Here is a 15,033-nt window from a genome sequence, read left to right as displayed (position 1 = left end):
TTTTAAAATTTTGTATTAATTCCACATGAAATAGTTCTGGCTTGTGGATAAGTGTAGCTAAACTCTCTGATACCGTTCATGCCCGACGGGCTTTTTTCTTTGTACCAGTAAAATGCATTCGAAACATCGGCAAAAATGGTCAGCGTGTCCAGAAAAGTGTTTTTTACCGGAACATTATAACTTAAATTAATATTGTTGATTTTGATATATGTCGCATCATAAACATATTTACTCATATTTGAAAGCAGCGTATTGTTGCTTGGAGCGGGCTGTGTAGCAATATCTCCCTGATTTCTCCAGTAATCGTATGCATTTACAGACATGTTTCTGTTTGAAGTTATGCTGTACTTAGAAATAATTTCATCAGAAACAAGTTTGTCTCCGCCAAGCTGAAAAGAACCATTTACAGATAAAGTAAGGTCCTTATACGTAATTATGTTGCTAAAACCTCCAAACGCTTTGGGCTGCGAATCTCCAATAGGTTCCCAGTCAGCATTGGTAAACAAACGGTTATAAGTTACAGCATCATAAACCTGTCCATTTTTTTTGATAAGATCACGTCCTGTTGCAGGATCAACGCCTATCCAGTTTACGCCCCAAATTGTTGTAGTACTGTAGCCAATTTTTTGTGCCAAAGCAATATTAGCCAATGAATAATCACTGCCTAAACCTACCAAATTGGTTACTTTATTGTCTACAGTTGAGATATTAAAGGAAGTGCTCCATTTAAAATTCCCTTTTTGAAACCATTTTAATCTTGTAGTAAATTCAAAACCTTTATTGTACATATCAGACGCATTTAGCTGAACGGTACTGTATCCGGTTTCTGTTGGAATATCACGTGCCGTAATTAAATCAGATAAGCTGTCGTAATAATATTCTAAAGAAAGTTCTGCGAAATTGAATACATTAAAATCAAATCCGGTATTAAACTTTAGGTTTTTCTCCCAGCTCAAATTTCCATTTGGAGATATTGAAGATGAAGCACTTAAATCGCCATTATATCCGTTATCAACAACCGTATAAAGTCCTTTTGATCGGTAAGAACCAATTCTGGAATTTCCGGTTGAACCATAACTGATTTTAAGTTTTAAGAAATCGACCCACGAACTTGATTTAAGGAAATTTTCATTGCTGATAATCCATGCCAAACCCGCACCGCTGTTGAAGGCAACGTTTGTATCATCGCCAAAAACAGAACTTTCGTCACGACGAATATTAGCCAAAGCATAATATTTCTTTTTGTAATTGTAGTTGATCTGGGCAAATGCCGAAACTCTGGAGTTGTAACTTATTTCGGCCCCGCGTACCTGCCTTGCTTTTGATTCATCGACATTTGGCGTTGATGTATTGTCATCCTGTATGGCATCTTCGATTCTGTTAAGTACATTCGGATTCACAAAACCTGATGCGGATGCATAATCAAAATTGGCTTTTTCTTCCGAAAGTTCAAAACCTAAAACCCCATCAATTTTATTGTTTTTATTGATTTCCTTGTCAAATAACATTTGTCCCTGCCAGTTCCATTTGGTAGAATTTCGGTTGTTAAAAAGCCTTCTTCCCCAGTTAGGATAGGTGTTTCCGCCTAATACAAAAGTTCCGTTGTTTTGTCCGCTTTCATTTTCTCCAGAAAAATAGCGATCCTGTTCTTTATCCACATAATCAATACCAAATAGAGTGGCAAATTTTATGTTTTCGTTGAGATCATATCCTAAATTTAAACTTCCCAAAATTCCAAAAGTCTCTGTAATATTTCGGTTTTGCTCAATTGCCGCTAACGGATTTCCTCCTGTATTTCCGCCCGAAACGCCAGTATTTGTGTAAGAACCATCGGCATTTCTCGGTGCTATCGTAGGCAGATAAGCAAAATCATAATAAATATTTGGAGCATCTTTTTTAATAAAACTCGGGTTTAAAGACAAGTTTATATTCCATTTAGAATGTCTGTATCCTAAATTAATTCCTCCATTAAGTTGTTTAGTTGTGTTGCCTAATTGCGGTTCATCAATATTTAAATACGTTAAACTTGTTCGGTATGAAAACTTAGAATCAGCACCCGAAAGACTAAAGTTATATTTATTATAAATTCCGGTTTTGTTAAGCAGATCAAACCAATTCGTATTGACGCCATTGTACGGAAGAAGTGCACTTCCGGGCGAAGTATTTTTTAAATAATCGTTTCGTAGTTCTGTATATTGTTCTCCGCTTAAATATTTGATTTGATTAATGGCCGAAGAAACCCCAAGCTGGTTCGAGAAACTAAATTTAGTTTTTCCCGGTTTTCCTTTTTTGGTAGTAATTAAAATTACACCATTTGCACCGTCAGCACCATAAATACCAACAGCTGCGGCATCTTTAAGAACCGTAAAATCTTCGATATTATCAGTACCAATCATCGCAAGCGGATTCGATAATCCTTCGGCAAGTCTTCCGCCGTCAAAATATTCACTGTCAATTCCGCCTTGTTCACTCAAAATCACACCATCAACAATAATTAAAGGCTGAGTTGAAGTTCCTAAAATAGAATTACTTAATGATTTTAAAGTTCCTTGTCCGCGAACATTGATTTTAACTGGCCCGCCAACGCCAGAGGTATTTTCGATTAAAACTCCGGCAATTTGGCCTTCGAGCATTTTGTCAACACTTTCAGATGCCTGCTGCACCGGAATATCTTTAGCGGTTATAGTTGAAATACTCCCAACAATTTCTTCCTTTAATTTTTTAGTTCCGTAAGAGGAAGTAATCACAACCTGACTCAATTCATCTGTAAATTCTTCCAGATAAAAGGTAAATTCTGTTTTATTATCAGCTCTTTGCGTTTGCGGTTCCATTCCTAAATACTGCACTTCAAGTACTGTATTAGGGATATTTTTTCCGTTTAATTTGTAAATGAATTTTCCGTTTGAATCCGTTACAGCGCCCATTCCGGTTCCTTTCACCAAAATTGTTGCGCCTGGAAGCGGTGTTTTATCTTTGGCACTTAAAACAGTTCCTTTTATAATTCTTTCCGTTTCATTCTGATTTATAGCGCCAGTTGGAGCAGGAGCGGAGTTCGTTAATAAAACCTGCTTTTTCTGAATGTAAAACGAAATGTTTTTATCTTTTAATAATTGCGTTAAAGCCGTTTCAAGAGTGGCATTATTTACATCTAAATCGGCCAGTTGATCGGCATCAATTTTTCTGGCATTATAAATTATCCTAAAATCAGTTTGTTCTTCAATTGATTTGATAATTAGGCTGATAGGTTTATTTTTTGCATGTAATGTTATGAGTTTATTTTGAGAAAATCCTTTAAATCCAGATATGAGTAGGACTAAGAAAAACAGAATTTTTCTTAAAACGGGGGGTATCGTAAATGTCATGTTTATTTTTTTATCGAGGATTGGTGATCGTAATGGTTTTGTGCTCAATTGAATAATTAAAAGGCGTGTCGCGTTTTAGAAGATCTAAAATATTCTCGACACTTGAATCGCTGATTTTAATAGTACCTGTAAAATTCTGTTTGGCCAAATCAGAATTTTCATTGATAATTTCAACGTCGTAGGTACGCTGAATAATTTTAGCGATGGTAGAAAACGGGGTGTCTTTAAACGCTAATTCTCCTTTTGTCCAGGCAGAATAAAAAGAAGGATCAACATTTTTAATCGTAATTTTTTTAGCATTATTCTGCCATGTCGCCATTTGGTTTGGCTCCAGCAAAATAACATTCGATGGATTTGCCGTTTCAGACATTTGAATACTTCCTTCAATTAAAGTACTGTTAACAGTAGGATTTTCAGGATAAGCACTCACATTAAACTTTGTCCCAAGAACCTTAATATCAACCTGATTGGCGCTTACAATAAACGGATGTTGTTTGTCTTTGGCAACTTCAAAAAATGCTTCACCGGTTAAATACACATTTCTGTTTCCGTTAAGGCCAAATTGTTCGGGATAACGTAATGAACTTCCGGCATTTAAACTCACAACTGTTCCATCTGAAAGTTTAAGTTTGAAACGTTTTCCGTACGGAACTTTAAGCATATTGTAAACAATTTTGTCATTTGAAGTTTTACCAAAATAAATGATTTCATCAGGAAATTTTTTGGCCACTAAATCTCCTTTATCATTTACTAAAGTAGTTTGATTTTTTACAGAAAAATATTCTAAACGGCCGTCGCCAAGTTCCAGAACAATTTCTTTTGATGCTTTTGATTGATCGGTAAATAATAAAATAGTTTTTCCTAAACCAATAAGTAATAAAAATACCGCAGCATAACTTAAATACTGTCTAATTTTATTTTTTGGTTTAATTGGAATTACCGAAACAGACTGACTCGAAATATTTTCAGATAAGCCGATAAGAACCCACGCTTTCTTTACGGCAATAAATTGTTTTTTGTTTTCTTCTGATGCTTCAATCCATTCAAAAAGTGCCTGAACTTCTTGTTCTGAAGCTTCGTTAGAAAGGTATTTATAGATTATTTCTGATGTCATATTTGAGTTTTAAAACTTCTCACTATAGTTAGTACACTTCAGAAATAAAAAACCCTATGTTTTATTCTTAATTATTATAAATAAGGATAAAAATTAGGAATAAATAGTCGGATAATTTAGTTTTTAAAATCTTCAAAGCCTTTGTCATGTGGGCTTCAACGGCTTTTAAAGAAACTCCCATTTCTTCGGCTATTTCTGAATTTTTTTTATTCTCGAAGCGTTTTTTTATAAAAACTTCTCTGGTTTTTGGAGGCAGATCGCTGATAGATTCCTGAATGATGCGTTCTAATTCGGTTAATTCTAAAGTGTCAAATTGTACCGAATTTAAAACTTCAATATTCAGCTCTCTTTCTTTGTGGTTTAGTAAGTCGTTTTTAAATTTATCTTTCACCTTATTGTGGCGAATTAAATTCAAACATTTTGATTTGGCGTAAGTAAATAAAAAAGCCTGAATTCCGTTTATAGAATCGACACTTTCCCTGCTTTGCCATAAATGCAGTAAAGCTTCCTGAGCAAGATTTTCGGCCTCGTCAGCATCGTAAATAAACTGAACACTGAAAGATTGGATTCTTCTAAAATACTTGTCGTAGAAATACTTAAACGCAGTTTCGTCTCCTTCCTTAAAGGATTTAAACAGAGATAATTCAAAACTGGTATTGTTGTTCATTAAGCGAAATTTACTTTGGAAAGCAAGATAAGTAAATTTTAAAAAGTACTTCGATTTGCTAAGAAAGCGGCAAATATAAAAGTTTATTTATATTAATTCTAAATAAAATTCAAATAACGAATGATTCTGTAAAAATTATTAGGAATAGGTTTAGTTTGGTTTTAACCAGTATGTTTTTTTAACCGCAAAGAACGCTAGTTTTTGTTATATGCTGGGTTTTATAATAACGCAAAGTTCGCAAAGCTTTGTCTAAAAACTTTGCGAACTTTGCGTATACCTTAGCGTTCTTTGCGGTTAAATATTAGCAGCTAATTAAGAATCAAACTTACTTTTTGAGATAAGCTTTTCGCTAATTCCGGTTTATCGCTGTTATTGATAATCCACGGAATTAGTTTTTTCTTTTCTATAATTTTTTCTTTAGAATAAACCAGTGTAAAATACTCCGCAGGTGAATGGATATTTTTTTCAGATTCTGAAAGTTCTTCGTAATAATAACGGGATTTTTTTAAGGAAGGATATTTGTTTAACAGATAATCGTTTACTGTATAATCTGCACCTTCTTTATACAAATCTTTGCGGAGAATTGGCGTTATCGTTAGCTTTTTAATGTTTAGTTTTAAACTGCGATACGTTTCTCTTGTAAAAGAAAAATCTGAGGATTTAAGTTTTCCTTTTTCAGATAATTGCCGAATAGGAGAAAGGCGAACATAATCGCCGTTTATTTCGACTACTTTAAAAATAAGATAATTGAATTGTGAACTCTGGCTTCCATTTGAACCGGTTTGTTTGCTAAAAAGAAAACTTCCCATTTGCAATCGATGTTCTGGGGTGTTCATCGCTTTTTTCCACATATAGGGTTTATAAACGATCTCTCTAAAGGCATAAAAAACAGCAAGAACTAATATACTTATTAAAAGTAGTTTTTTCATTAATTATAATTTGGGGCTTATATTTAACAGTTTTATTTCTAAATTTTCGCTAAAAGTAATAAAATACTAATATCTTTCTTTAAAAAATGAAAATAATTTTCTGTTATTTTTTTACTGTTAGGTTTGTGAATTTTACCGCAAAGCACGCTAAGGTTTTTCGCAAAGTTCGCAAAGCTTTTTTATTGAAATGTAGTTTTTAGCTCAAAGTAACGCAAAGGTTTTTCGCAAAGGATGCAAAGATTTTGTACAAGGGAGTTTTATAAACTCAAAGTTCACAAAGCTATGTGTATAAATATAGCTTTGTGAACTTTGCAAAAAGACTTTTTCTTTTACTAACCTTAGCGAACTTTGCGTAAAACCTTTGCGCTCTCTGCGTTAAAAAAACAGTTAAACATATAGCTTTGCGAGCTTTGCGTAAACCTTTGCGCCTTTGCGGAAAAAAAACTCAACGTTTAAAATTCCTCCACCCAAAACCAATTAACAGTAAATTAAAAAGCAGTAATGGCAAAAACGCCTTTACATAACTAGTTTCTGATTTATCATGAAACGTTTCCACTTTAAAGTTCTCCCATTTTTGCTGATTAACTGCTGCATTATCAAATATCTTGGGATAAAAATGCAGTCTTAGTTTTTCATGAAATTGATTCGTTTCTTTTAAAAATAAAAGCTGGTTTCTCAAGTCTGATTTTGCAATTTCATTCAATTGAATCTGAGTATGCAATGTTGGAATAAACTGCGCAATTAATTCGCTGGCATTATTTCGCTGTTCTAATTTCGACTCTAATTCTTTGGATTGTACAGCAGATTCATCATCGCCCATTTGCTGCATGGCATAATACCAAAGCCAGCTGAATTCACTTTCCGGTAAAGTATAATGTTTAAACTGCGGATAATGTTTGTAGAATTTATCCAGCGTTTGCTGTTTATCCATATCCCATTTTTCGTGGTAGGCATTTCTCTGCGTAAGCGTTAATTCTAAAGCTTCGGGAACTTTATATTTGTTAATTATATAGGTATTGATTCCAGCTGGAAGAATAATAATTAGAAACAGCCAGATCGTTAATAAAATAACAGCATTGAAGTTCGAATTTTTTTGAAGTGAAACAATGAAAAAACAAACTGCATACCAAAATAAAATGTACAAAACGGCGATTCCGTAAAATAGTATAAACGCTTTGTCAATAGGGATTTCCAAAAGAAAAGCAGCAATAAAAAGTAGAAAAGACAAAAGTGCAATTAAACTTAAAATACGAACATAAAACAGTTTTAAAATATATAAAAAGGTATTCGGGCTTTGCGTTGCCACGATTTTCCAGGTTCCTGATTCTTTTTCTTCGGAAATAATATTATATGAAAAAGCAATAATCAAAAGCGGAAACAAATACAAAAGCACAAAACTAAAATCGATATTTCCGGATAAAAGATTACTCGGATTATTGAGTTCCGAATCGTATTTCTGCGCTTCCAGACCCCGAATCGTAACACTTTGAATCGATGGATTCACATCACGCTGTCCGATTGCTAAACTGCTGATTGGTAAAGTAGTATTGACCAATGAAAACTTGATGTAATAGAGCAGGAGTCCAATTTCGTCTTTATGAAAAGCGGCGTTTCTGGCAATATGTTCTTTTTGGTAAACGGCCGCTTCGGTAATATTATTTTGCTGTTTTTCCTGAAACTGACGGCCAATTAAAAGACTTATAAAGCCAATGATTAATAAAAAAAGTAAGCCAATTTTGGTACCTTTTGAGCGGATGAAATTTTTAAATAAGAGAACTAACATATTAAATGGCTTTTAGGTTTTTAGCAGCAATTTTGATCAAAACAAACAGCAGAATTATCCATAGCAATATGGAGATGATAGCAGTGATTTCGGTCTTTAAGACTTCCCAAACTGTTTTGGGTTCATAATGAAATTCTCCAATAATGGCCCAGTGTTTTTTGCCAATTGTGAGCGGTTTATCGTTTGGCCCGGGTTTTTTATTACTGATGTATTTGATCTGCAGCCCATTCATTTTCTGCGCCATATCGTAACGGTATTGCTCGGCTTGCTTTTGAAAATCGATATACGAATCATAGTCTGTATTGGATAATCCCATCGATAAGTTTTTCATGGCGATGTATGGATTTACGAATGAAACAGCTTTAGAAAAACTATTTTGTTTTTCGTAAATTTTTAGAAGATCTTCTAAATGTTTATTATAAATATCCGAACTGATTCTTTCGCCTTCGGTCATAATAAAGCCGGAATAATTAAAAGGAAGTTTTTGTACCGAATCGACTTTGTAAACGCGTAATAAAGAATCTTTTATCGCTTTATAATGCACGTCATTTGGGTTATGACTGTCGCCTTGTTTCAGGATGTCTTTTTCGATATCGCTGTTAAACTGAATTTTCGAAGGCGCTTGATATAAATAAGCTCCAATTGCCTGCGTTGTTCTTGGCAGAATTATGGTTAAAATCAACCAGATTCCAATTAAAGAAACCAACGCTTTTTTTGAGGTTTTGCTTGACGCTGAAACCAAAACAGCAACAACACAAAAGAACATCAGATAAATAAAATGAAACCCAATAAACAATACCATTTTAATTGCTTCATCTGCCGAAATGGAAAAGTCCTGAAGCAGTAACCAAATCAAAACCAATACAATAATGGTTGGAACAAAAAGCAGCATAACAACGCTTGCAATTCCAAGGATTTTACCCAACAAAAGCTGTTTCCAATTAATTCCCTGACTTAAAAGAATTTTTAAAGTTCCGTTTTCTCTTTCATAAGCGACTGAATTAAAGCCCACAAAAAAGATCAGTAAAGGCAGTAAAACCTGCAAAACCATGGCAATACTGATTTCTCCAAAACGGAGCATACTGTTTGAGAATCCGGCTTCAGAGAAATTGGCTGTATTTTGTTTGTGCGCTTCCAGAAAAATAGCATTTCCGAAAAACGGTTCCATCCCAAATTCGAAAACGCTTAAAGAGGTACTTTTTCTAAAAGCAAAATTTCCGTAATGCGCCATTCTATGCGGATTTTTGTCTGGATTTTTCAGCCAGTCTTCGCGGGATTCATGCTGGTATTTTTCGCTGGTTTCGTTTTGGCTTTTGTAATTATCCCAGCCTGAAAAAGCGGCGAATAAAAGCAGCGCACCAATAAAAAGTGTAATAATATAAATCGCCGAATTTTTAAAAACTGAGTTTTTAAAATGTCTGGCTATGAGTATTTCTTTATGTAATAATTTCATATTAATTAAAATTTATCTGTTGAGTGTAATTTGTTTAAACACATAGAAACATAGCTTTTTGGAATCTTAAAAAAGACTATAAAAAGAAACTAGTTTCTAACACATAGTTACCACAATCTTGTCATTCCGAGGAACGAGGAATCTTCGTAAGTAGCTCCGCATAGTGAGTTGCCAATCTTTGTAGAGTTTCTTGCGAAGATTCCTCGTTCCTCGGAATGACAAGATTATGCAAGTGAAATACTTCTTTTGAGGCTTAAATTCTATGTTTCTATGTGTTTAAATATTTTTCATCTCAACGAATTAAAATTTATAAGTTACGGTAAGGCTTACGTTTCTTGGACTTCCGGGAAACAAACGCAAGTAATTCTGCGCGCCAAGCCAATACGTTTTGTTCAATAAATTGCCTGCATTTACAGCAATCTGCACATTACTTTTACTTGGTTTATAAAACAAAGCCGCGTCAAAAATGGTAAAATCAGGAAGTGTAAAATCTCTTGTAAACCAAGGCACTTTCGAGCTTTGATACTGCATTCCAAGACCAATTCCTAAATCCTGCAAAGCAGAATCCGAAGCAAAGTTGTAGCGAGTCCATAAATTCGCGCTGTTTTTTGGTGTGTTTTGTTTTCTGGCACCAATTAAAGCAGGGTTATTGTCTTTGATAATTTCTGCATCGATATAACTGTAGGAAGCATTTATCTGCCAGTCGTGCGTAATATAACCTGCTAAATCGCATTCAAAACCACGGCTTCGTTCTGCGCCTCTTGTAACCAATAAATCAGGATTTACAGGGGCATTGGCATTCATTAAAATATTGCGTTGTCTGATTTCATAAATCGCCGCATTAAAACTCATTGAGTTGTCTAAAAAAGTCGTTTTTATTCCCACTTCTTTCAAATCACTTTTAAGTGGATCAAACAAACTTCCTGCTGGCAATGAACCCGTTTGAGGCATTAAAGTAACGGTATTTGATTGCGGCTGATATCCTTCGAGATAAGTCGTGTACACATTTATCGCATTATTTACCGCATAAGTAATTCCAACCCTTGGCAGTAAAGCTGTTTTTTTGACTTTCAGTTCGTTGCTGGTTTCATAGTTCGTAATATCTTCAAACCATTCGTTTCGTAAACCCAATAAAAAAGTAAATTTTTCCCATTGAATCTGATCCTGAATGTAAACCGCATTTGTAGTCGTTAATGCCGATGGAAGCGCAGTTCGAACATTCAGCGTATAATCTTCCGGGCTTGTAATTTTATAAGTTGGATTATTCAAGTTGAAATACTCCACATTTGGTTTTGGCAACACAACGCCGTCAACTGTAATAGTTTGATAATTTGAGGCATTCGCCAAAACAAAAGAACTCGCAACCGTACCGTCTTTTAATAAATAACCTCTGGCTGCATTTTGTCCGCCGCCTTTATTTTTATTCCAACTGCTTAAATCGTAACCCGTTAGTAATTTATGTTTAAGTTTTCCGGTTTTGAAATCGAAGTTTAAAAAAGCATTCAAATTGTCGATATCCCAATTTTGCTGACGCTGCACAAACTGCATCATCGCCATACTTATAACAGGCTGATTGTTAATATCGACCGCAAATGCATTTGTAGTTCTGTGTTCCTGAAGATCTTCTGTCCAGGTTTGTTTCATGTATGATGCATTAAAACCAATTTTAGAACTGAATTTATGAGCAAAATTGGTCATCAAAATCATTTCTTTCGACTTAAAAAAATCACTCGGAGCTCCCAGATTTAAACTGATTGGGGTTTTATTTAAACTTGTTTTTCCGGCAACGGCACCCAAAATAGGCTGGCCTCTGTCAAGATTTCCGTTCATATCGCTCAAAATCAACTCCGTATTAATGGCTGTTTTTTCATTTGGGATATAACTGAAGGAAGGCGAAATCAAAAACGATTTATTATTGACTAAATCACGAAACGATTTTGCCTGCTGATACGCACCGTTTACACGATATAAAAGTGTTTTTGATTCGTTTAAAGGGCCTGTAAAATCAAGTGTTCCGCGTAAAGTGCTGAAACTCCCAACGCTCATACTGATTTCTTTTCGGTCAACTGCCAAAGGTTTTTTGGTCACCATATTAATGCTTCCGCCCGGATCTACAGATGAAAATGTCGCACTCGACGGGCCTTTAATCACTTCAACACGTTCGATATTGCTCGTTAAAGGCTGTAAAAAATAATACTGACGTGTTCGCATTCCGTTGATAATCTGTCCTTCTTCATTCTGGCTAATGCCTCGAATCGTGTATTGATTGTAATAACTTGCGGGAATTACACCGCTTGCCATTTTTACGGCATCGGCGAGATAAAAAGCACCTTTATCTGTAATAAGTTCTTTGGTTATAGTTGAGATAGACTGCGGAATATCTTTGTTTAAAGCGGCTGTTTTTGTGGCGGCAAACGAATAATCGCTGGTGTATTTTTTTGTCGAACGTCCCACGATTTCAACAGTTTGTAATTCGTTTCGGGCCATTTTAACAGAATCCTGAACAATACTGTCTGTATTTCTTTTGTTAGTTTGTGATTGTATGGAATGCGCAGTGATTATTAAAAATAAAAAGAGAATTATATGTTTCATTTTATATTTTGGTTGGAAATACCTTTTCCTTTAAACGGTTTGTAAATACAAGTCTTCGAGTTCATTTGCTGAGATTTTATCGGCTTCGATTACCGTGACTAAATTTCCCTGTTTCATGATGCCAATGTGAGAAGCGACTTCTCTGGCTCTGAAAATGTCATGCGTTGCCATTAAAATTGCTGTTCCGTCGGCAGAAAGTTCTTTTAAAATCTGCGAAAATTCATTTGAAGCTTTAGGATCTAAACCGCTAGTAGGTTCGTCTAGTAAAAGGACTTTTGCTTTTTTGGCAATCGCAATGGCAATTCCCACTTTCTGGCGCATTCCTTTAGAATATCCGCCTAAGTTTTGATCGTGAGCTGCGGCCTGTAAACCTGCTTTATTAAGGAAATAAGTTAATTCGCCCGCAGAATATTTGAATCCTGCTAAAGACGAAAAGAATTTTAGGTTTTCTAAACCCGTTAAATTGGGATAAAGCATTACAGTTTCGGGAATGTAAGCAACGTGTTTTTTGGTTTCCTGATTGTTTTGAGTAACCGAAATGTTATTGATTTCTAATTCTCCAGAAGTTGGTTCAATAAAGCCTAAAAAAAGATTAATTGTAGTTGTTTTTCCGGCGCCGTTTTGTCCTAAAAGCGCAAAAATTTCGCCTTCGTTTATGGTTAAGTTTAAAGAATTCAAAGCCGTATGATCACCATATTTCTTGGTGAGATTTTTTGCTGTAAGCATAGTTTTTATGTATTTGGGTAAATTGATTTTAAAACAGATATAGAAATCTCAGGCTTTTACCTGATTGGTAAAGGCTTGATTATGAATTTATAATTTTGAGAAGTGGTAATTTACTACAGAGATAAAAAGGCTGATTTGAGTTCCAATAAAGAAACTAAAACAGCTATAAAACAGTATTTCCTTTTACCCATTTTATTGAATAGGTAAAAAGCTGTTTTTATTTAAAGAAGTAAAATGTAGTAAATTAAATGAATGCGGGAGGCGCGCGCAGTGCAAAGAGACTGCCTTTAAAAAATGTCGAATAAACCTTCGAATAAAAGAATTTATAAGAGGTTTCGACCGTTATTTTTTGAAATGATAATGCCGGAAAAGAATTCGGAATAAAGGTACTAAAGGCAAAATGGCAAATATGACAATTAGCATCAACCGAATGGCTGTGCGTTATTTGCTTTTGTCCAGCGATAGTTTTATGCTCACAGTGTTTCTCTGAAGCCTGCCTTAAAATATGCTCGTAGGAGTGAACCGTCTGAAACAGCATGGCGAACAATACTGCAAAAGACATCAGTAAATTTACAACTACGATTTTCTTTTTCATTCGGTGGTATTTCTGCTGCGTTATTTAACCGTTTCATTATGAAACAAATAAACGCAACAGTGTTGCAAATATAAATATCTTAATTTAGAAATACACTAATACAACATTATATTTTTAATGAAATACCAGTAAACCGCCTGAATTTATTGATTTTACAAATTACTGTACAATAGTTGCAGCGTATGAAAATCAGAAGATCCATCGAAATATTTATGCAATACTTCCTGAAAAACCGGCTCTGAATTTTGAATGCTTGCAAAAAGCGTCATACACGATTGCAAATTTTCAACATCGGGTGTACCAAATATATCTACAGCTTCCAGTTCGTCTTTTTTGACCAATTCTTCTGTTATTTCAATAAGGTGTTTTCCTAAAATTGGATGCTCAAGGAAAGCAATTGCTTCGTCGGCATTTTTAATTTCGTAGAATTTTGATGTATCGCTGGAACCCATTCCTTTTATCTGCGGAAAAATGCACCACATCCACGGAGATTCCTTTTTACCTTTCTTAATTTCATCAAGAGCAGTTAGATACAATTTATTTTGTGCATCTAAAAACCGAAGTAATTCGTTGTTGTTGTAAGCCATTCTTTACTTAATTGATTTGGGGGTATCAGGTCATAAAACTACAGAAAATATGTTTAGTTGTACATCACAAAACCCTTTTTTTACTGGTATTTTTTTTGAATATTACGAACAAAAATTGTTGAAAAAAATACCGTAAAAATTTAGCTGCAAAAAGATAAAGTGCCAGTCTAAAAGTTCATTCCAATTTTATTCGGATAAAAAATCAAATAACAAAATATTTCCTGTTAACAAGTATATTAAATGTTATAAATAGCATTTTTTGCTAGATGGCTTGTTATAATTTTCCTATTTTTATGAAATAAGGTTATTTGTCAGGATATTTTTTAAGCAATTTCTCCAATTGTATTTTATCTTAACAATACCCAATTTCTGCTAACGAGTTTCATACTCAAATTAAAAAATAAAATATGAAAATAGGATTAATCGGATTCGGAAAGACTGGAAAATCAGTAGCATCAATATTACTGGAAAATAAAAAATTCTCGCTGGAATGGGTTTTAAGACAAAGTAAGGTTTTAGAACACAGATCTGTTCCGGAGTTTTTTGGAATTGAGTCTAAAGAACCTGGTTTAATTTATTCAAGTTCAACTACCAGTATTGACGATTTACTGGAGAAACATCCTGTAGATGCGATCATTGATTTTTCTTCGAATGAAGGAATTTATATTTACGGAGAGTCTGCAGCAAAGAAAAATGTAAAAATTATTTCTGCCATATCACATTACAAGGATAAAGAGTTGAAACTGCTTAAAAAACTGGCTGATAAAACAACTGTTTTTTGGTCTCCAAATATTACTTTGGGCGTCAATTATTTATTGTTTGCTGCTAAGTTTTTAAAGAAAATTGCGCCGTGGGTTGATATCGAAGTAAACGAAGAGCATTTTAAGAAGAAACAAGGAACATCTGGAACTGCGATAAAAATTGCCGAAGCACTTGATGTTGAAACAGAAAATATTAATTCGGTTAGGGCAGGGGGAATCGTAGGAAAACATGAAGTTATCTTTGGATTTCCGTATCAAACAGTTCGTTTAATTCACGAATCGATTTCAAGGGAAGCTTTTGGAAATGGTGTTGTTTTTGTTGTCGAGAATTTAAAAGATAAGAAAAAGGGATTATATAATTTTGAGGATATTTTATCGCCTTATTTTGTTGTTTAGGGTTATGCCGTTAAGGCTCGAAGGCACTAATTTTTTTTATTTTTTTAGCCACAGATTAAAAGGATTAA

At 34.3% G+C, this 15,033-nt stretch carries 11 protein-coding genes; 1 reads left to right on the top strand and 10 read right to left on the bottom strand.

Annotated elements, in window-relative coordinates; translation table 11 throughout:
* Positions 1-2: 2 nt before the first annotated feature.
* The 10 genes from B3C18_RS06665 to B3C18_RS06620 form a co-directional block, all read right to left on the bottom strand.
* Entirely contained in the window at positions 3-3,362 is a 3,360-nt protein-coding gene (locus B3C18_RS06665) for a SusC/RagA family TonB-linked outer membrane protein (RefSeq protein WP_291144288.1), read from the bottom strand.
* Positions 3,363-3,372: 10 nt separating this feature from the next.
* Positions 3,373-4,476, bottom strand: a complete 1,104-nt coding sequence (locus B3C18_RS06660; RefSeq protein ID WP_291144285.1) for a FecR family protein — start codon at positions 4,474-4,476, stop codon at positions 3,373-3,375.
* A 67-nt stretch (positions 4,477-4,543) separates the two neighbouring features.
* A complete protein-coding gene (locus B3C18_RS06655) occupies positions 4,544-5,143 on the bottom strand; it encodes an RNA polymerase sigma-70 factor (RefSeq protein WP_291144284.1) in 600 nt (199 codons plus the stop codon).
* 308 nt (positions 5,144-5,451) lie between these two features.
* Positions 5,452-6,072, bottom strand: coding sequence for a hypothetical protein (locus B3C18_RS06650; protein WP_291144282.1), 621 nt, complete (start codon positions 6,070-6,072; stop codon positions 5,452-5,454).
* 445 nt (positions 6,073-6,517) lie between these two features.
* Complete coding sequence (locus B3C18_RS06645) at positions 6,518-7,855, bottom strand: DUF3526 domain-containing protein (protein WP_291144280.1); 1,338 nt, start codon at positions 7,853-7,855, stop codon at positions 6,518-6,520.
* A gap of 1 nt (position 7,856) precedes the next feature.
* Positions 7,857-9,308 carry an ABC transporter permease gene (locus B3C18_RS06640; RefSeq protein ID WP_291144279.1) on the bottom strand — a complete coding sequence of 484 codons (1,452 nt, stop codon included), beginning with the start codon at positions 9,306-9,308 and terminating at the stop codon, positions 7,857-7,859.
* A gap of 300 nt (positions 9,309-9,608) precedes the next feature.
* Positions 9,609-11,900: a TonB-dependent siderophore receptor gene (locus B3C18_RS06635; protein WP_291144277.1), complete on the bottom strand. Its 2,292-nt coding sequence runs from the start codon at positions 11,898-11,900 to the stop codon at positions 9,609-9,611.
* Positions 11,901-11,930: 30 nt separating this feature from the next.
* Positions 11,931-12,626, bottom strand: a complete 696-nt coding sequence (locus tag B3C18_RS06630) for an ABC transporter ATP-binding protein (RefSeq protein WP_180857903.1) — start codon at positions 12,624-12,626, stop codon at positions 11,931-11,933.
* A 244-nt stretch (positions 12,627-12,870) separates the two neighbouring features.
* The gene (locus tag B3C18_RS06625; protein ID WP_291144271.1) at positions 12,871-13,221 is read right to left on the bottom strand and encodes a hypothetical protein; all 351 of its coding nucleotides are present in this window, start codon (positions 13,219-13,221) and stop codon (positions 12,871-12,873) included.
* Between the two features lie 152 nt (positions 13,222-13,373).
* Positions 13,374-13,808, bottom strand: coding sequence for a DUF1810 domain-containing protein (locus B3C18_RS06620; protein WP_291144269.1), 435 nt, complete (start codon positions 13,806-13,808; stop codon positions 13,374-13,376).
* 407 nt (positions 13,809-14,215) lie between these two features.
* Here B3C18_RS06620 and B3C18_RS06615 point away from each other — a divergent pair, with 407 nt between their 5' ends.
* Positions 14,216-14,965: a dihydrodipicolinate reductase C-terminal domain-containing protein gene (locus B3C18_RS06615; protein ID WP_291144266.1), complete on the top strand. Its 750-nt coding sequence runs from the start codon at positions 14,216-14,218 to the stop codon at positions 14,963-14,965.
* Positions 14,966-15,033 lie beyond the last annotated feature (68 nt).

The sequence above is a fragment of the Flavobacterium sp. UBA7680 genome, from assembly GCF_002482975.1.
In the GTDB taxonomy this organism is placed as follows: Bacteria; Bacteroidota; Bacteroidia; order Flavobacteriales; family Flavobacteriaceae; genus Flavobacterium.
The sequence above is the reverse complement of the archived record's forward strand: the minus strand, read 5'-3'. Positions and strand labels throughout refer to the sequence as shown.